At 65.1% G+C, this 19,436-nt stretch carries 15 protein-coding genes; 12 read left to right on the top strand and 3 right to left on the bottom strand.

The genetic code is table 11. The annotated features are described in order from the left end of the window. The first annotated feature begins 103 nt into the window (after positions 1-103). The 3 genes from AB0B90_RS08695 (at position 104) to metH (ending at position 8,235) form a co-directional block, all read left to right on the top strand. The gene (locus AB0B90_RS08695) at positions 104-2,962 is read left to right on the top strand and encodes a carbohydrate-binding protein (RefSeq protein WP_362921709.1); all 2,859 of its coding nucleotides are present in this window, start codon (positions 104-106) and stop codon (positions 2,960-2,962) included. A gap of 60 nt (positions 2,963-3,022) precedes the next feature. Continuing rightward, entirely contained in the window at positions 3,023-4,186 is a 1,164-nt protein-coding gene (locus AB0B90_RS08690) for a ThuA domain-containing protein (protein ID WP_362921707.1), read from the top strand. A gap of 344 nt (positions 4,187-4,530) precedes the next feature. Continuing rightward, a complete protein-coding gene (metH, locus tag AB0B90_RS08685; protein ID WP_362921704.1) occupies positions 4,531-8,235 on the top strand; it encodes a methionine synthase in 3,705 nt (1,234 codons plus the stop codon). 310 nt (positions 8,236-8,545) lie between these two features. Here the strand turns inward: metH and AB0B90_RS08680 are convergent, their stop codons facing one another. Both AB0B90_RS08680 and AB0B90_RS08675 read right to left on the bottom strand, forming a co-directional pair. Then, positions 8,546-8,953: an ATP-binding protein gene (locus tag AB0B90_RS08680; RefSeq protein WP_362921702.1), complete on the bottom strand. Its 408-nt coding sequence runs from the start codon at positions 8,951-8,953 to the stop codon at positions 8,546-8,548. Continuing rightward, positions 8,950-9,228: a hypothetical protein gene (locus AB0B90_RS08675; protein ID WP_362921700.1), complete on the bottom strand. Its 279-nt coding sequence runs from the start codon at positions 9,226-9,228 to the stop codon at positions 8,950-8,952. The genes AB0B90_RS08680 and AB0B90_RS08675 overlap by 4 nt, the downstream gene beginning before the upstream one ends. 230 nt (positions 9,229-9,458) lie before the next feature. Here AB0B90_RS08675 and AB0B90_RS08670 point away from each other — a divergent pair, with 230 nt between their 5' ends. The 6 genes from AB0B90_RS08670 to AB0B90_RS08645 all read left to right on the top strand — a co-directional run bounded on the left by AB0B90_RS08670 (position 9,459) and on the right by AB0B90_RS08645 (position 14,127). Beyond that, a complete protein-coding gene (locus tag AB0B90_RS08670; protein ID WP_362921698.1) occupies positions 9,459-10,316 on the top strand; it encodes a helix-turn-helix transcriptional regulator in 858 nt (285 codons plus the stop codon). 17 nt (positions 10,317-10,333) lie between these two features. Then, positions 10,334-10,552: a DUF397 domain-containing protein gene (locus AB0B90_RS08665; protein ID WP_350948762.1), complete on the top strand. Its 219-nt coding sequence runs from the start codon at positions 10,334-10,336 to the stop codon at positions 10,550-10,552. 300 nt (positions 10,553-10,852) lie between these two features. Then, positions 10,853-11,806, top strand: coding sequence for a DUF433 domain-containing protein (locus tag AB0B90_RS08660; protein ID WP_362921695.1), 954 nt, complete (start codon positions 10,853-10,855; stop codon positions 11,804-11,806). A gap of 421 nt (positions 11,807-12,227) precedes the next feature. Continuing rightward, entirely contained in the window at positions 12,228-12,419 is a 192-nt protein-coding gene (locus tag AB0B90_RS08655; protein ID WP_350948759.1) for a hypothetical protein, read from the top strand. Between the two features lie 370 nt (positions 12,420-12,789). Continuing rightward, the gene (locus AB0B90_RS08650) at positions 12,790-13,134 is read left to right on the top strand and encodes a hypothetical protein (RefSeq protein ID WP_362902845.1); all 345 of its coding nucleotides are present in this window, start codon (positions 12,790-12,792) and stop codon (positions 13,132-13,134) included. A gap of 81 nt (positions 13,135-13,215) precedes the next feature. Beyond that, positions 13,216-14,127, top strand: coding sequence for an AfsR/SARP family transcriptional regulator (locus AB0B90_RS08645; RefSeq protein WP_362921693.1), 912 nt, complete (start codon positions 13,216-13,218; stop codon positions 14,125-14,127). Between the two features lie 222 nt (positions 14,128-14,349). Here the strand turns inward: AB0B90_RS08645 and AB0B90_RS08640 are convergent, their stop codons facing one another. Next, positions 14,350-16,173, bottom strand: a complete 1,824-nt coding sequence (locus tag AB0B90_RS08640) for a condensation domain-containing protein (protein ID WP_350948756.1) — start codon at positions 16,171-16,173, stop codon at positions 14,350-14,352. Positions 16,174-16,358: 185 nt separating this feature from the next. On the opposite strand from AB0B90_RS08640, the gene AB0B90_RS08635 reads away from it, so the two are divergent. From AB0B90_RS08635 to AB0B90_RS08625, 3 genes are all read left to right on the top strand, one after another. Then, the gene (locus AB0B90_RS08635) at positions 16,359-17,606 is read left to right on the top strand and encodes an MFS transporter (protein ID WP_350948755.1); all 1,248 of its coding nucleotides are present in this window, start codon (positions 16,359-16,361) and stop codon (positions 17,604-17,606) included. 236 nt (positions 17,607-17,842) lie between these two features. Beyond that, complete coding sequence (locus AB0B90_RS08630) at positions 17,843-18,532, top strand: class I SAM-dependent methyltransferase (protein WP_362921691.1); 690 nt, start codon at positions 17,843-17,845, stop codon at positions 18,530-18,532. A gap of 294 nt (positions 18,533-18,826) precedes the next feature. Beyond that, positions 18,827-19,429, top strand: coding sequence for a class I SAM-dependent methyltransferase (locus tag AB0B90_RS08625; RefSeq protein WP_350948753.1), 603 nt, complete (start codon positions 18,827-18,829; stop codon positions 19,427-19,429). Positions 19,430-19,436 lie beyond the last annotated feature (7 nt).

Raw genomic sequence — 19,436 nt, 5'->3', positions numbered from 1 at the left:
GAACCCTGGTATCACCGGCAGCGCCTGACAACGCCGCCGGCGGCATAAGCGCGGCGGCGCGCGCCTTGCCTGACTGTCCCCCCAAGTCAGGAAAGGACCCTCCATGTCCCCACGCCCTCGGCCGTGGGCCAGGCTGCTGACCGCAGTCCTGCTCATCACCACCGGCGTCGCGGCCACCGGATCGACGGCCCAGGCGGTCACCGGATCGGCCACCGGCGCGGCGGCCCGCGCGATGATCGACATCCCGGCCTCCGACTATCAGCAGGTCGCCCTGGCCAGGGGCTCCGGCTCACTCGGCGAGGCGATGTCGCTGACGGTGCTGCCCGACAGGTCGGTCCTGCACACGGCCCGTGACGGCACGATCCGCCGTACGACCGCGGCCGGGAGCACCGCGACGGCCGGCAAGCTCAATGTCTACACGCACGACGAGGAGGGGCTGCAGGGCATCGCGGCCGACCCCGCCTTCGCCACCAACCGCTACGTGTACGTGTACTACTCGCCCAGGCTGAGCACCCCGAGCGGTGACGCGCCCACTACCGGCAGCGCGGCGACCTTCGACCAGTGGAAGGGGCACCTGAATCTCTCCAGGTTCACCCTCAAAACCGACAACACCCTGGACATGGCGAGCGAGAAGGTCGTCCTGCAGGTGGCGAACGACCGTGGCCAGTGCTGCCACGTGGGCGGTGACATCGACTTCGACGCGGCGGGCAACCTGTACCTGACCACGGGCGACGACACCAACCCGTTCGAGTCGAACTCCTACGCCCCCATCGACGAGCGCACCGACCGCAACCCGCAGTTCGACGCCCAGCGCTCCTCGGCCAACACCAACGACCTGCGCGGCAAGGTGCTCCGCATCAAGCCGCAGGCCGACGGGACCTACACCATCCCCAGCGGAAACCTGTTCCCTCCGGGCACGGCCAAGACCCGTCCTGAGATCTACGCGATGGGCCTGCGCAACCCGTTCCGCATGTCGGTCGACAAGGCCACCGGCATCGTCTACCTGGGCGACTACGGGCCGGACGCCGGCAGCAGCAACTCCAGCCGCGGCCCGTCCGGCCAGGTGGAGTTCAACCGCATCACCGCCCCGGGCAACTACGGCTGGCCGTACTGCACCGGCACCAACACCACCGCCGAGACCTACAACGAGTACACCTTCCCGTCCGGCCCCTCCCAGGCGAAGTACAACTGCACCGGAGGCCCGACGAACAACTCGTTCCGCAACACCGGTCTGACCACCCTGCCCGCGGCCAAGCCCAGCTGGATCCGCTACGGCGGCGACGCCGGATCGCCGCCGGAGTTCGGCAGCGGCTCCGAGTCGCCGATGGGCGGCCCGGTCTACCGCTACGACGCGAACCTGAACTCAAGCGTCAAGTTCCCCCAGACGCTCAACGGACGGTTCTTCGCCGGCGAGTACGGCCGCCGCTGGATCAAGGCGATCGAGGTCACCTCCTCGGGGGCGCCCGGCGAGATCTCCGCCTTCCCGTGGACCGGCACCCAGGTCATGGATATGTCCTTCGGCCCCGACGGCGCCCTGTACGTGCTCGACTACGGCACCGGCTCGGGCAACCAGGCCCTCTACCGCATCGAGTACATCGGGGGCGGCAACCGCAACCCGATCGCGAGGGCCGCCGCGAACAAGACCTCAGGGGCCGCGCCGCTCGCCGTCACCTTCTCCTCGGCCGGCAGCTCCGACCCTGAGGGCGGCGCGCTCACCTACTCGTGGAACTTCGGCAACGGGGCCACCTCCACCGCGGCCAACCCCACCTACACCTACACGACCAACGGCACCTACACCGCCACACTGACCGTGCGGGACCCCGGCGGGCTGACCGGCACCGCCAACGTCACCATCACGGTCGGCAACACCGCGCCCACGGTGAACTTCGCCCAGCCCGTCAACGGGCAGCTGTTCTCCTTCGGTGACACGGTGCCCTTCCAGGTCAACGTGAGCGACCCCGAGGACGGGACCATCGACTGCAGCAAGGTCACGGTCACCTACCTGCTCGGCCACGACAGCCACGCCCACCAGATCACCAGCAGGACCGGCTGCTCGGGAAGCATCGCGGTCCCCACCGACGGTGAGCACGACAGCGCCGCGAACATCTACGGCGTCTTCGTCGCCAGCTACACCGACAAGGCCGGCCTGACCACCGAGAGCACACGCACCCTGCAGCCCCGCCACCGTCAGGCCGAGCACTTCGGCGCCCAGTCCGGCGTCCAGCTCGCCGACCACGCCACGGCCGAGGGCGGCAAGACCGCGGGGTTCATCGACAACGGCGACTGGATCTCCTTCACGCCGTACGCGCTCGGCAACGCGACCTCCATCACCGCCCGCGTCTCCTCCGGCGGTGCCGGCGGAACGCTCGAGGTGAGGGCGGGATCGGCCACCGGCACGCTCCTGGGCACGGTCACCGTGCCGGTCACCGGCGGCTGGGACACCTTCAGGGACGTCTCGGCCAACCTGAGCAACGTTCCCTCGGGCACCACCACGCTGTTCCTCGTCTTCAAGGGCGCGACGGGCCAGGGCAACCTCTTCGACCTGGACGCCTTCACCCTGAACACCGGTAGCAGCGGTACCAGCACCACGGTGGAGGGGGAGGCCTACACCTCCAGCTCCGGTGTGCAGTCGGTCGCCCACGCCGGAGCCAGTGGCGGAAACACGATGGGCCACATCGAGAACGGCGACTGGGCCGGCTACAGCACGCTGAGCGCGTCCGGGGCGAAGACCTTCACCGCGCGCATCTCCTCGGCGGGTTCGGGCGGCACCATCCAGATCCGTGCCGGTTCGCAGACCGGGACGATCCTCGGCTCGGTGGCGGTACCGGTCACCGGCGGCTGGGAGACCTACCAGAACGTCACCACCACCCTCACCGGGACGGGCTCAGGGGCGATCTTCCTCACCTTCACCGGTGGCTCCGGCTCACTGTTCGACGTCGACACCATCACGATCACCAAGTGACGGATCCCCGGCGCGGCACTTCGCCGCGCCGGGAATTCTCACGTACCCGAAAGGACAGCGATGCGTAGTCTCATCGCACGCGGGCTCGCGGTAGCCGCGGCGGCCCTCACGGCGGCAGCGACCGTGCTCGTCCCCGGCGCGGCCCAGGCCGCCGCCCCGTTCGACGTGCTGGTCTTCTCCAAGACGGCCGGATTCCGGCACGACTCCATCCCGACCGGCATCCAGACCATCAGGGATCTGGGCACGGCCAACGGCTTCACCGTCACCGCGACCGAGGACGCGGGAGCCTTCACCACGGCCAACCTGGCCACGTACGAGGCCGTGATCTTCCTCAGCACCACCGGTGACGTCCTCAACAACACCCAGCAGAGCGCGTTCGAGAGCTACATCAACGGCGGTGGCGGCTACCTCGGCATCCACGCGGCGGCCGACACCGAGTACGGCTGGGCCTACTACGGCCAGCTGGTGGGCGCCTGGTTCAGCAGCCACCCCGCGATCCAGCAGGCCACCGTGCGGACCGAGGACAACACGCACCCGGCCACCTCCCACCTCGGCGCCACCTGGAGCCGCAGCGACGAGTGGTACAACTACGGCACCAACCCCCGTTCCAACGTGCGCGTCCTGCAGAACCTCGACGAGGGCAGCTACAGCGGCGGCAGCATGGGCGGCGACCACCCCATCACCTGGTGCCGCACGCAGGGCTCGGGCCGCTCGTTCTACACGGGCCTGGGGCACACCATCCAGTCCTACGCGGAATCGGCCTTCCGCAGCCTGCTGCTCGGCGGCATCAGGTACGTGGCCGGGCAGGTGACGGCCGACTGCAGCCCGAGGACCTCGGGCACCAGCATCACGGTCGAGGGGGAGTCCTACACCTCCAACTTCGGCGTGCAGCCGGCGAACCACGGCACGGCGAGCGGCGGCAGGACGGTGGGCTACATCGAAAACGGTGACTGGGTCGGATACTCGTCGGTCAACGTCTCCGGGGCGAAGACCTTCAGCGCCCGCGTCTCCTCGGCGGGTGCCGGTGGGACCATCCGGGTGCGCGCGGGCTCGCAGACCGGGACGGTGCTCGGCACGGTGACCGTGCCGAACACCGGCAGCTGGGACACCTTCAGGACCATCTCCACCACCCTCACCGCGACGGGTTCGGGGCCGCTGTTCCTCACCTTCAGCGGCGGCTCAGGCTCGCTGTTCGACGTCGACACCATCACGATCACCAAGTAGTGCCCGCGGCCGGTGAGTGCTCCACCCGATCGTGATCGGCCTGATCGGTCGTTCGCGGAGGTGGGAGGCTCACCGGCCGCACCTGTCTCTTCGCGGTGGGCCGTCGACGACCGTGGCTGATCGCGGCCGAGGACGGCCCCTGACGGCCGTCCTCGCTCGCTCGGGGCGTTTCATGAGGGTATGTGGGCAGGGGCTTTTCAAATAGTGGACTGTTGTTTGGCGTCTCGTCTCAACCCTCGGTACCCTTGATCTCAAGGTCGAGAGGCGCTGCAACGGGCTCGGGTCCGCCACGCTCGGCCCTGATCTTCCGGTAAGGGCGCCTCCCACAACAGGGAGGTGGACCGATGAACGGATCCTTGAAGCACGCCGGCGAGCACGAGAATGACTCCGCCTCGCACACATCCGGTGACGGTGCGCGTTCCGCGGACGGCACCCAGGGAGCCGAGGCCCGCGCGCGGGCACTGCGCGAGCTTCTCGGGCAAAGAATCCTGGTGCTCGACGGAGCCTGGGGCACGATGCTGCAGGGGGCCTCGCTCACCCCGGCCGACTACCGCGACGATCGCTTACTCGACCATCCGCGCGACGTGACCGGCGACCCGGACCTGCTGAACCTGACGCGCCCCGACGTCATCCTGGACATCCACCGCCAGTACCTCGCGGCCGGCGCGGACATCACCACCACCAACACCTTCACCGCCACCAGCATCGGCCAGGCCGACTACGGGCTGGAGTCGCTGGTGCGGGAGATGAACCTGCGCGGCGCCCAGCTGGCCCGCCAGGCCGCCGACGAGGCGGGCGGGCGCTTCGTGGCCGGCTCTATCGGCCCGCTGAACGTCACGCTGTCGCTCTCCCCGCGCGTCGAGGACCCCGCCTACCGGGCGGTCTCGTTCGACGAGGTCCGCGCCGCCTACGCCGAGCAGATCAGCGCGCTCGCCGAGGGAGGGGTCGACCTGCTCCTGATCGAGACGATCTTCGACACGCTCAACGTGAAGGCCGCGATCACCGCCGCTCGCGAGGTCGCCCCGCACCTGCCGCTGTGGATCTCGGTGACGATCGTCGACCTGAGCGGGCGCACGCTGTCGGGACAGACCGTCGAGGCGTTCTGGAGTTCGATCCGGCACGCCGAACCGCTCCTGGTCGGCGTGAACTGCTCGCTGGGCGCCGAGGAGATGCGCCCGCACGTCGCCGAGCTCGCGCGCCTCGCCGACACTTATGTCGCCTGCCACCCCAACGCGGGCCTGCCCAACGCGTTCGGCGGCTACGACCAGACCCCGGACGAGACCGCGGCGCTGCTCGACGAGTTCGCCAGGGCGGGAATGGTCAACGTCGTCGGCGGCTGCTGCGGGACCTCACCCGCGCACATCGCGAAGATCGCGTCCGCCGTGTCCGGCCTGCCGCCCCGCCAGGTGGCCGAACCCGCGGCCCGCACCCGCTTCAGCGGCCTGGAGCCCTTCGAGATCGGCCCGGACACCGGGTTCGTCATGATCGGCGAGCGCACCAACGTCACCGGCTCGGCGCGCTTCCGGCGCCTCATCGAGGCCGACGACCACCAGGGCGCCGTCGACGTCGCGCTGGAACAGGTACGCGGCGGCGCCAACCTGCTCGACGTCAACATGGACGCCGACCTGCTCGACAGCGAGCAGGCGATGACCACCTTCCTGAACCTGATCGCGACCGAGCCCGAGGTCGCCCGCATCCCGGTCATGATCGACAGCTCGCGGTGGAGCGTGCTGGAGGCCGGTCTCAAGTGCGTGCAGGGCAAGGGCGTCGTCAACTCGATCAGCCTCAAGGAGGGCGAGGAGGCGTTCCTGCAGCAGGCGCGGATCATCCGCGACTACGGCGCCGGCGTGGTGGTCATGGCCTTCGACGAGCAGGGACAGGCCGACACCGTCGAGCGCAAGGTGTCGATCTGCGCCCGCGCCTACGACCTGCTGACGAGTGAGGCCGGGTTCGCCGCCGAGGACATCGTGTTCGACCCCAACGTGCTCGCCGTCGCCACCGGCATCAGCGAGCACAACGGGTACGCCAAGGCGTTCATCGAGGCCCTGCCACTGATCAAGGAGCGCTGCCCCGGAGCGCTGACCAGCGGCGGCATCTCCAACCTCTCGTTCTCCTTCCGAGGCAACGACATCGTGCGTGAGGCGATGCACTCGGCGTTCCTGCTGCACGCGGTGCGCGCCGGCCTCGACATGGGCATCGTGAACGCCGGGCAGCTCGCGGTCTACCAGGACATCCCCGCCGACCTGCTCGAACTCGTCGAAGACGTGATCTTCGACCGGCGTGAGGACGCCACCGACCGGCTCGTCGCCTTCGCCGACACGGTGAGCGGGTCCGGCACCCGCCGCGTCGTGGACCTCGCCTGGCGCGAGGCACCGGTGGAAGAACGCCTGTCGTACGCCCTCGTACACGGCATCGTCGACTTCATCGAGGCCGACACCGAGGAGGCCAGGCAGCAGCGGAAGCGTCCCCTGGAGGTGATCGAGGGGCCGCTCATGGACGGAATGAAGATCGTGGGCGACCTGTTCGGGTCGGGCAAGATGTTCCTGCCGCAGGTGGTCAAGAGCGCGCGGGTGATGAAGCGCTCGGTCGCCTACCTCGAACCCTTCATGGAGGCGGAGAAGGAGCAGGCGCGGCTGGAAGGGCGCCTCGACACCAGCCGGGGTCAGGGCAAGGTGGTGCTCGCCACCGTCAAGGGCGACGTCCACGACATCGGCAAGAACATCGTCGGCGTCGTGCTCGGCTGCAACAACTACGAGGTCGTCGACCTCGGGGTGATGGTCCCCGCCTCGGTCATCCTGGACACCGCCGTCGCCGAGGGAGCCGACGTCGTCGGGCTCTCCGGCCTCATCACCCCGTCGCTGGACGAGATGGTCACCGTCGCCGAGGAGATGCGCCGCCGAGGGCTGAAGCTGCCCCTGCTGGTCGGCGGCGCCACGACCTCGCGCCAGCACACCGCGGTCCGCATCGCCCCCGCCTACGACAACCCCACGGTCCACGTGCTCGACGCCTCCCGCGTCGTCGGCGTCGTCTCCGACCTGCTGGACGCCGACCGCGCCGAGGCACTGGACGCGAGCAACCGCGCCGACCAGGAACGCCTGCGCGAGCAGTACGCGAACAAGCAGCGCACCCCGCTGCTGAGCGTCGAGCGGGCCCGCGCCAACCCCGAGAAGGTCTCCTTCGAGGACCTGCCCGTCCCCGACTTCACCGGCATCCGCGTCGTGGAGCCGGACCTGGCCGTGCTGCGGGAGATGATCGACTGGCAGTTCCTCTTCCTCGCCTGGGAGCTGAAGGGCAAGTATCCGGCGATCCTCGACCAGCCGGTGGCCCGCGAGCTCTTCGACGACGCCAACACCATGCTCGACCAGATCATCGCCGAGGGGAGCTTCCAGGCCAAGGGTGCCTACGGCTACTGGCCCGCCCACTCCGAGGGCGACGACATCGTGCTCGAACACGGCCTTCGCCTGCCGATGCTGCGCCAGCAGACGGCCAAGCCCGAAGGCCGGCCCAACCGGTGCCTGGCCGACTACATCGCCCCGGCCGGAGACCACCTCGGCGGGTTCGCCGTGGCGATTCACGGCGCCGAGGAGCTCGCGGCCCGCTACGAGGCCCAGAACGACGACTATCGTTCGATCATGGTGAAGGCCCTCGCCGACCGCCTCGCCGAGGCGTTCGCCGAGCACATCCACCTGCAGGCACGGCGTGGCTGGTTCGAGCCGGACGCCGACCCCCTCATCGAGGACCTGCACGCCGAACGCTTCCGCGGCATCCGCCCCGCGCTCGGCTACCCCGCGAGCCCGGACCACAGCGAGAAGCGGGAGCTGTTCGACCTGCTGGACGCCGACCGCCTCGGCATGGGCCTGACCGAGTCCTTCGCGATGACCCCGGCCGCGAGCGTGAGCGGGTTGATCTTCGCCCACGAGTCGTCGCGGTACTTCACCGTGGGGCGGCTTGGCAAGGATCAGGTCGAGGACTACGCCGTGCGGCGTGGCTTGGATCTCGCCGAGGTGGAGCGTTGGCTGCGGCCCAACCTGGCCTACGCCCCCGAGTGATCTGATCCGTCGGCCGGTGTCGTGGGGCGTTTACGGCCCCGGCCGACAGGATTCACCTCTAAAGCCAGGGCGGCTCGCCGGGACGGTTCCTGGGTGGAGCGGAGTCCAGTGCACGGGGGACAGGCTTCGGCAGGGATCAAGGTGTCCCGGCGGCTGCTGGAGCAGGGGGTATCGGGCGAGGGGAGGGGATTTTCTGGTTGCCCTTCCAGGTGTCTCGCTCGCCATCGAGAGCGTCTGGGACGTCGTGGTCATCCGCCTGCCTGGGTTGGTTGCGGGCCACGATGAACCGGAGGTCCGACCTTCGCAGTGGTCAGGTCTCGGAGAGTTGGAACCAGACCACCCGGCCGGTCGGGGTCTCGTACCAACCCCAGGAGGCGGACAGTTCCTGAACCAGCCAGAGGCCGCGTCCGCCGCTGCTGTCTGGGTCAACGTCGGAGCAGATGCGGGGCGTCTGTCCAGGTGATCCGGCGTCATTGACGTCGATATGGAGCGTTCCATCCTGGTTGGTGACGGCGACGGAGACCCTGCCGTCGGGGTGGCGGCCGGAGTCGGAATGGCGTACCGCGTTGGTGAAGAGTTCGCTGACCAGCAGTAGCGCGTCGTCGGTCTGCTTATGGTCGATGCGGTCGAGCAGGTCGCGGACGTAGCGGCGGGCCAGGGGAACGGACTCCACCTCGGCAGGGAGGTCGGCCCGGCCCAGCGGCTCCGGCATCCTCATCGCGCCACCTCCAGGAGTCGCTCCGCCGCCATCCGCATTCTGCTCCGGCCCTGCCGGTCACGGTTCGCGCGGGCGGAGATCCGCTCCCAGGTGAACACCGAGGTACGGCCCCGCTGCGCGGCGACGACCCTCGACCGCCCTGGCGGCATGAAGATCTCCACACTCGGCCGACGGCCGGGCGAGAGCCGGACCACGGAGTCGAACCCGAGATCGTTCAACTCCCAGGCCAACTCCAGCAACTCACCACCCCACCCTTGAAGATCACGAATCTTCATCTTCCTGTCATCCCTCCGTCGATCCTGAAGCCGCTCGGCGTTGGGCGTGATGGGTCTGCGGCTTACGCGGAACGGGCTACAAAGCCTGCGATTGCGACGTACCATCACTCTCGGTGAGCGAGCATGTGCTAAATCTGCACCTGCAAATCTGAACCTGCAAGCACTTTCGCACAACCAGTTAAAGATTCATTACGATGTGTGATCAAACAGGTGTCTTGGGAGGGAGACCCATGGCCAGCTTCTCGCCGACCGTCCGCCATCGACGACTGCTGCAGGAGTTGCGACAACTCCGCACCGCGGCCGACCTCAAGCAGGAGGAAGTGGCTGATCATCTGAACTGGTCGACGTCGAGGATGACCAAAGTGGAAGGCGGGACGCTGCGGATCTCCGTCAACGACGTCCGGGCCATGTTGCAGCTCTACGGACTCCGTGAGGGCGCTGAGTACGACGCGCTCGTCCAGCTGGCGAAACAGGCGAAGGAGCGAGGGTGGTGGCATGCCTACAGCGATGTGATCCCGCAGTGGTTCCAGGTCTACGTAGGGCTGGAAGCGGAGGCGTCGTCACTTCGTAACTACGAACCCGAACTCGTTCACGGACTCTTCCAGACCGAAGACTACGCTCGCGCGATCTACCGGGCGGCACGGGTGACCGACGCACCCGACGAGATAGAGCGGCACGTCAGCCTGCGCATGGCCCGACAGAGTGTCATCACCCGATCCGAGCAGCCCATGAACTTCTGGGCGATCGTGAACGAGGCCGCTCTGCGTCGCCGCGTCGGTGGCACCCGTGTCATGAAAGAGCAGCTCCAGCACCTCGCGGACATTTCGGCTCAGCCGAATGTGACCATCCAGGTCTTGCCCTACGTCATTGGCGCTCATGCGGCGATGCTCGGATCGTTCGCCATCCTGTCCTTCTCCGATGGAGCGAGTGAAGTCACCTACCTGGAGTACGTGACCGGAAGCCTCTATCTGGAGAAGATGGAAGAGATTCGGGCATATACGTTGGCATATGACCACCTGCGTGCTTCGGCTCTCGATCCCCGGGATTCAATCGATATGATCGCGAAGCTTGCAAAAGAAGACCTATAACCACTGAAAGGGGCAAAGTGTTCCACGAAGAAATAGCTGGGGCAGTCTGGCGAAAGAGCAGCCTTAGTGGTGGGAATGGTGGCAGTTGCATCGAAGTGGCCTCTTTGAACGGAGGGCGTGTAGGTGTTCGTGACAGCAAGGACCGGAGCGGGCCGGCGCTGATTTTCGCCTCCACTGAGTGGCAAACCTTCATCAGCGGCATCAAGGACGGCTCCCTTGCGGATCCGGCCGCTTGAAGGTCTATCCGAGGCACCAGCCACGGTCGCGGATTGGGCTGTCGAAGTGCTGTCTGTCGGCCGCGCCGTTGTGAAGAGTGCCGTTCCTGAGAGGGGACGGCAACATGCCTGTGACAGGCTTCGGGGCGTGCGTTATCGACTGGCAGTCTCGGGTGCGCGTCGGTGTCCTCAGGATGACATCCGTGCTCCGCTGGAAGTTTCTGAAACGACGGAGGCGAAGCAGCATAGTTCCTGACCTGCCAGGCGAGATTTGCGATGATGTCTCGGGCAGGGCTCGGATCACGGAGTGGGGGAGGGGTGATGGCGTTCGACCCGAGACTGGCGGCGGCGCTGTCGGGGGCCACGCTCCGTCAGCTCGCCCACTGGCGTAAGGCCGGCGTCAACCGTGGCGCGGTGTTGATCCCGGAGATTTCCGGCACCCGGCCCGTTCTCTATTCCTTCCGCGATGTGGTGGCGTTACGGACCTGCGTCAAGCTGTGCAATGACGCCTCGCTGCAGAAGATCAGGCGGGCGCTCGACACCCTCCGCGGCGACTTGCAGGAGCACGATCACCTTTCGTCATACACGCTGGTCGCCGACGGCAGCAGCATCTACCTGGCCGAGTCCGACCAGGCGGTCGACCTGGTACGCAGGAAAGCCAACGTGGTCATCCACGAGATGGTCGATGTCCTGCGGCCGTTCTACCGCGACGGCAGGCATATCCCGCCGCTGCTGCGGCCCCGCGCGTATGTGACGGTGAATCCGGCGGTTCGCGGCGGGGTGCCGGTGATCGAGGGCACTCGCGTTCCCTATGACGAGGTCGCCGCTCTCCTTCGAGATGGGCTCCCTCCGGAGCGGATCTCCGAGTACTACCCGAGCGTCACCCCTACGGCGGCTCTGGACGCCGCCGACTTCGCCGACTACGTCAACAGCTACGATCCCCCCAGGAATCACGTGAGGCTGCTGCTGGATGAGAACGTGTCCCGGCCGCTCCACCAGGCCATCAACGCCTTCGTTCTGGGGCATGAGATCGTCCATCTGCTGGATCTCGACCGCTGGTCCGGGACTCGGGACGAAACCCTCTACCCCCGAGAGGTGGCCGAAGGATTCCACGTCATCCTGACCAACGATGCCAGGCAGATGCAGCGCCCCCGGGAGGTCGAGGCGATCGCCGCCTCCGGGTGGAACACGACTGGGCTCGGGAGTACGCGAAGAAACCCGGAGTGCACGTGGTCTCCGGCCTTGAGCAGTTACCGTCGGTGGTCGAGCAAGTGATCTCCGATCTCCACGCCGGTCCTGATCCTCTTCCGGAGGCCCCCTACCTTGCTTGGAGCAGTTGATCCCCGGGACTTCTACTTAAAGCGGTGGCGAAAGACCGACCGGTGGGCGGGGCCAAGCCTGGCCCTCAGCGGCGCCGAAAAGGTTGCGTCCTGGCTCGTCTACTCATTCCCGCCACCACCGCTGTCGACCATGTGCTGTCCTGGTTGCGTTTCAGACTCGTTCATCAGAGCCGGGCATTGATCAGCCACTACCGCAGCCGAGGCGACCCCCTACCTCAAGATCTGCGAATGTAGTACCGGCGTTCCCCGGGAGGTTCGGCTCGATCGAAGACGCCCGTGTCTTCTGCGAACAGTTCTTTGATTATTACAGCAATGAGCATCGTCATTCGGGCATCGCGATGCATGACCCGGCGTCCGTGCACGACGGCACCGCCGTCAAGATCCGCGCCAAGCGGATCGCCACGCTGAACGCGGCCTTCCTGGCCCGCCCCGAACGGTTCCGTGGTCGACGCCCCTACCCGCCGTCGCTGCCCGCCAGGGTGTGGATCAATAGGTCACTCACGCCCCTTCAGGCCAATACCTCACCACGAACCACAAAAGTGAACTGATGTCTCATTGGGTTTGACGGGCACCGCGGACCACGTAAGGGAAAAAGCGCCCTTCCTGAACGGCAAACCATGAGCCATGATGTCAATGGCGCGCTCGAACAGTCGGGCCAGTAAAGGGGACCAGTAAAGGGGATCCGTCACATGAACCCGCTTGATAACGCCCAACCCGCCTTCGAATCCGAGCTATTTGATCTCGATAGAGTTTCACTGACGGTACTGCGAGGAATGCCCCTTGCCGCACTCGGACCGGCCCTGCCACATGTCGTTGAGGAAGCCGAGGACCCAACCAGAAGCAAGACCTCCTGCTCGAACGCAACCGGAGTTGGCCGACCCTCGGCTCGCCGCAGTCGATCACGTAGGAAGGCTTGCCATGCAGGCAGAAGATCCTTTTGATGACCTGGACTTCCGAACGCACAAGGTTCCCCGGCGCGACTTCGATCAACTGACGCACGGGCAGGCGACGCCTCGCGCGGTCCGCGGGATCCGGCAGGCCGAACACAGCCGGCGCCTGCTCCTGCTTCGTGCGGTTGACGAGAAAGTCAAGAAGCGGCCGGACCTCATGGGTCCCCTGCCGCATCCGGACCGCGCCTGGGAGCTACCCGACCGGGTGGAGCAGGTTTCCCGCCGCACCCTCGATCTGGTGCTCGCCCATCCGTACACCGGAGCGTGGGCCGGCTACACGACCCGGCTGCTGCAGGCCCCACCGCCCCTTTGACGGACCGCGACGATGGGGAGGACCGTCGGATCTGCCGGGCGACCACGGGACTGTCTGCCAAAACGCGGAATTTTCCACCTCGTGTCCATCAAGTCGAAAAGGCTTCATGCTATGCATTTCAGGATCCTTGGTTCGCTCGATGTTTCACTTGATCGAATTGCTCTACAATTTCCGCACGGCCGCCAGCGAACCATATTAGCGATGCTGCTCATGCAGGTAGGAAATCTCGTATCGCTCAACCGGATCACTGAGGGGATATGGGGAGAGGATCCACCCGTCACCGCCAAGGGCCAGATCCAGACCTGCATATCTGCCTTGCGGCGTCAGCTGCGGAAATTCGGTGACGATCATGTGATCGTCACCAGCCTGGTAGGCTATACCATCCATATTCCCACCGAGTCGCTCGACTCTGCTGTATTCCGCCGGATGATCAACTCCGGCCGGGAGCTGGCTGCTGCCGGGAAGATCAGGGATGCGGCAGCCGAGCTTCGTGCCGCGCTCGCGCTTTGGCGCGGCACGGCGGTCGCCTCAGACGTCGAGAGCGGGGTGGTCAGAACGATGGCGATTCGGCTTGAAGAGGAGCGAATCAGGGCCACCGAAGAGTGTATCGAGCTTGAGCTCAAACTCGATCGGCATCACGAACTCGTAGCCGAGCTGAGTGAGCTCGTCAGATCTTACCCACTGCGCGAGCCGCTGAGAGCGTTGCACATGCTCGCTCTGTACAGGTCAGCCCGGCAAGCAGACGCCCTTGAATCATTCCAGGAAATCCGGGCCATCCTCGGAGAGGAACTTGGTCTGGAGCCATCCGACCAGCTTGATAGGATACACAAGTCCATCCTGAAACGGGAAAATTCGCTTACAATCGCGCCCTGGAATGGTCTCGGATCGGAATCTACAGGCAAGGTTGGCGCCATTATCCCCCGACAGCTTCCCAAGGCCGTTACGTTCTCGGCCGGTGAGACCGCTGCGTCCCTGGGGCGGGTGACCCAGTAAGGGCGCCCCAGTGCGGAGATGACAAACGCGACCCCTGATGATCGTCGGCTGTCTAAGCCAGTCGATCAAGAACAGGGGCCGCGTTCGCGTGCCATCATCCCCGATCGATGTGCCCTCCCGCCACCTGGAGCACGTCGCCCTCACCGACCCAGCCGCTGACCTGCATACGCCGGCCGAGGTCCCCGATTCCATGCCCGACCCACGCAGCCACCGGGGACGCCGCTACAGGCTCGGCCCGCTGCCGGCGTCAGCCCTGCTCGCTGTGCTCAGCGGGGAGATGCCCGCGCCCCTTCCCGTCCCTGCACTTGTCCCTGCCGGCCAACCGATGGGGTCGTCAACGTCAACCGAAACCGCCTCGCATATAACGTAATAGCGCGGCGTCATCGCTGACGGGTGTGCGGACAGCATGGCCATGCACCGTGCGTGAGCTTGTTCCGGCGTACGGACGGAATCGGAAGCCTCGACATACGCCACAAGCGGTTCGCCGGCTACCTGTGAAAAAATCCGCGCCTTGGCCGGTGCGAACGCGTCATCGAGAAGTCTCTGGATTTCAGTCAGCTCAACCCACTGGACATCGGCCTTTACCCAGTTCGAGTCCCGGCGGACTGGCTCCATCTGAAGGACATCGATTATATCCTCGTGATCGAGGTTACCGCCGGCTGCCGCTACCAGGAGGCGCTCAATGGCCTGCAGCAACGATATCAGGTGTTCCACCGGCACTCGGCCAATGTCGGAACTCCAGCCACAGAGTTCCACCTCGCCTTCCAGCCTGGAAACATCGAATCGGACGGGTGTTCCCAGACGGTACGGCATAGGGTAATGGCGCAGTTGAGTCCGGCTCAGCATGGCGGTCATGTGCTCGGGCGATGGTGCGCGTTCATTCATTGGTATACCGCTTTCGATGACACTACAGTTGTAGATGGCCTCGAAATAGAAATAGACGCCGCGGTCATGCGATATCCGGTTATGGATTTTTTCGAGCTCATAGACATCGTAAACGCTGTGCATGCAACCTTCCAGCATGCCACGCCATGCCTGCCTTACCAATTCATCGAAGCTCGCAGAGCCGACATCGATAGCGGCGATGCCTGTTTGAGCAAGCGTACCGACGTAGTCGTAAAGGTGGCGCTCAAAGCGGTTTGAGGGCATCACGGGAAAGACTATCTCGCGATAGCCGGTACGCACTGAGAGCACGGCGCACAACGCGGCGAGCAGGCAGCTGGACCGGCTGGTTCGCGTGCGTGCGCTCACGCACTGCACGGCTAGTGCAGCGGCTGGTGATGACATGTAGACGCCCACCGTGTCGTCAGCGTCCGCCTCCGTGAGCTCGGACCCCGCGGAAGGCGTCAGGTAGAGAGGCGAGGGCATTACGGCAAGATTGCTGCTCCAGTATTCCAGCGCTCTGCGACGTTTCTGACATTCACGCTCCGAGCGCTCGAGTTCCGCCTGATCCAAAGGCTGATGACGGGGCGGTCCTATGACTCGAGCGGCAGAATCGCTTATCAGTTCAGCCAGCTCATGCTCAAGGATTCGCAAGGCTGCCCTGTCCACAGCCATGTGAGATAACTCAAGGAAGCCTGCGTACACCACTTCAGCGCTCATGGCCAGGGCGACTCGCAACTGTTGGCCGGCCAGCCGCTGCCCATCAGGCTGTCTTGGGGCTGTGATCTCCAGGTGCCTGGCGAGCTCGGCTTCAACGTCAACCCGATTGGCTCGGCCGCCTTCCAGCGAATAGATGTCAACCATCAATGTGCCAACGGAGGAAACACGCTGACATGGCTGCGGTCCGGTGGCGAAGGACGTCCGTAGCACTTCATGGCGGGCGATCAGGATGGCAAGGCTTTCAGTGACATCCTCCACACTCGCCGTTCCACTCAGGCTGATAGCACACGTTACGACAGGATACGGACGCCCCTCTACCGAACTGGAATCATCAATCCACTTCAGAATGTTGAGCTGACCTATAGTCAGTGGTCCTTGCCGGGTGGTCTCGGCCGAGAAATGTACGGGTACTGAAGATCGCGGTGTAAGTTTGATGACTGACATACCACTTCTCCACACACGCTCACGGCGTGCAAGAATTGATGGTTCGACCATCGCCTTTGGCTATTTCTAGCGCAGGCATCTGTAATCGTCAATAAGCTAGAGACACACCTTGACATCATGAACTGACGTACGATTATGTCTTCGCGTATGGCTGATGTGGTCATGCTTCCGAAAGGAGCGGCCAGGTGAGCGTCAACAAGGGGGTCAAACCGATCGGGTTCTTGATGAGGAATCCGAACCTCGGGACGTTGCTGGTCGTCAACCTGGTCTCGTCGCTGGTGGGATCGGGCGTGGGCATCGCCTTGAGCGTCCATATCTACCAGCTCACCCAATCGCCGATCTGGACAGCCGTGCTCGCGGCGGTCCCGACCGTGGCCGGGTTGGCCTTCGGGCACCTGGCCGGGAGTGTCGCGGACCGCTGGGGCAACCCCCTGCGGATCATACGGATCGCGCTCTTCCTGCGGGTGCTGGTGCTGGTGGCCGTCTTCGCACTCGCCGACTCGCCGCTTGGCCTCGTCTCCGCGGTGTTCGCCCAAGCGGTCCTGCAGCAGCTCTACATTCCCGCCGAGCAGGTGCTCATTGCCGACTACGTCACCGCCGAGGACCTGGCCGAGGCCAACGGCCTGAATTCGTTCGCCTCCAATGCCACCAGGCTGGTTGGGCCGGCGCTCGGTGGGTTCGTCATGGGATGGGCCGGATTCCGCTGGACGGCCATCGGGGTGACGACGCTGATGCTGCTGTCCGCACTGCTCAGCCTGCTCCTGCGGGGCTCCGGGCGGAAGACGCCGACCGCCGGCGGCACGGTGGAGGAAGGCGAAGAAGGCTGCGGCGACGGGTATCTGGCGATGCTTCGACGCAGCCGTCGCGTCCGGGGCCTGGTACTCCTGCAAGTCCTTGACGCGATCAAGGAGGGGCCGCTGTCTTCCCTGTTTCCAGTGCTGATGCTGGGCGTGATCGGCGCCACGTCCGGGCAGATGGGCCTGGTCAACAGCGCGTTCGCGGTCTCGGCCGTGATCGCGGGCCCGGTGATCGGCACGGTGGTCCGCCGACTGGGGTACCGGCTTCCTGTCCTGCTCGGCGCCGCGATCTCCAATGGCGCGATCCTGGTGCTGGCGATCTGGCCGTCGCTGCCGCTGGCGCTGATCGCCTTCGTCGTGTCCGGGCTGCCCTTCACCATCTCCTGGGTGGGCGGGCAGACCTGGCTGCTGCTCAGCACGCCGCGCTCGCTGCGCGGCCGGATCGTGGGTACGACCGGCGCCATCTACGCCGGGGTGTCGCTCGTCACCATGCTCGCAAGCGGCGTGCTGGCGGAATGGTTCGGCCCGCGCTGGGTCATCGGCCTGGGATCCTTCATCGCGCTGGCAGGCCTGATCGCCGTCACCGCACTGCTCGACGAACGCCGGCAGCCGACCAGCACCAGCCAGGCGGCATAGGCCACACCCGCGAAGTGACCAAGACGCCCCCGCCTCTGCCCGAGAGTCAGCCAGGGAGCTGTCAACCGGAAACTGCGAATTTGTTGTCCTGCCGGGCAGGACAACAAACATGCCGCGACGTTCCGCTACCTCGGAAGCCGACCTGCTGTCACGAGGGAAGGCTCTTCTGAGGCTGCCTCGGCGCTGGCATCACCAAAGCGTTGACAGCGGTAGATTCCGGAGGCCAACATTTCGACATGGACATGTCGATGCCTCCAACGGGACTCAAGTCTGCCCTGTTCTCCGACTCGGGAATCAGCGATCAATCACGTATTCAATCGCTCATGGAGGACATGTTCCGGCATGTGCAAGGGCGCGCAAATGTATTGGACGACCGGGTTAGCTGCCTGTCCCAGGTCCTGTATCTCATGTATCTGGCGCGTGCCCGGAAGGCCATTTCCATAGCCGAGATAGGTTTTAGCATCGGCTTCTCGAGCATCGCCTTCCTCGAAAGCTCTCCCCAGGCGAAGGTCACATCCTTTGAAATCAACACCGAGACCTACGCCGGCTCGGCAAAGGAGTTCATCGACTCTCGTTACCCGGGTCGCCATCGCCTGATCTACGGAGATTCCACGCAAACGGTTCCGGCCTTCCAGATAGCCGACCCGATGGATGGTTTCGATCTCGTCTTCTTCGACGGAGGCGACGAGTACTCGTGCGTGAAGGCGGACATCGCGAACGCTCGACGGCTGGCCAAGCCAGGCGCCACGCTCGTGGTCGATGGCATGACTCCCTGGTTCAAGTGGGGAATCGGCCCGACGACCGCATGGGAAGAGGCGGTCCGAGATGAAATCGTCACCCCGCTCGAGTACGTGTCCGACGCGCTTGCCGTCAGTCGGCTTCAGGGACCGACCGAGCGCGCGTGGGCAGTTGGACAATACCGGTAAGCGAAGGACCGCCAAGATCGGCGACGGTAGTAATATGTCCGCTTCCGGATGATCGATTTCCGAGTGACGCTGCGCAAATAAATCACTCCATCCCTACCGGGGGTACCTCGGTAGGGATTCTTGCTATGACGGCTCTTCTGAAGTTTCCTCAGCGCCGGCAGCACCGAGGTGTTGACAGCGGAAGCTTTAAAAAGCCAACATTGCCGTATGGACATGTCGATGCCTCCAACGGGACTCAAGTCTGCCCTATTCCCTGACTCGGGAATCAGCGATCGATCACGTATTAACTCGCTCATGGAGGACATATTCCGGCATGCACAAGGGCACGGAAGCGCATTGGGCGAAGGAATTAGCTGCCTGTCCCAGGTCCTGTATCTCATGTATCTGGCGCGTGCCCGGAAGGCCATTTCCATAGCCGAGATAGGTTTCAATATCGGCTTCTCGAGCATCGCCTTCCTCGAAAGCTCTCCCCAGGCGAAGGTCACATCCTTTGAAATCAACACCGAGACCCACGTCAAGTCGGCAAAGGAGTTCATCGACTCTCGTTACCCGGGTCGCCATCGCCTGATCTACGGAGATTCCACGCAAACGGTTCCGGCCTTCCAGGTAGCCGACCCGATGGATGGTTTCGATCTCGTCTTCATCGACGGAGGCCACGAGTACTCGTGTGCGAAGGCGGACATCGCGAACGCTCGACGGCTGGCCAAGCCAGGCGCCACGCTCGTGGTCGATGACATGATTCCCTGGTTCAAGTGGGGAATCGGCCCGACGACCGCATGGGAAGAGGCGGTCCGAGATGAAATCGTCACCCCGCTCGAGTACGTGTCCGACGCGCTTGCCGTCAGCCGAATTCAAGGGCCGGCCGAGCGCGCATGGGTAGTCGGACAGTATCGGTGAACAGGGT

Source organism: Streptosporangium sp. NPDC049078 (assembly GCF_040648855.1).
Taxonomy (GTDB): domain Bacteria; phylum Actinomycetota; class Actinomycetes; order Streptosporangiales; family Streptosporangiaceae; genus Streptosporangium.
This window is presented reverse-complemented; position numbering and strand designations above follow the sequence as displayed.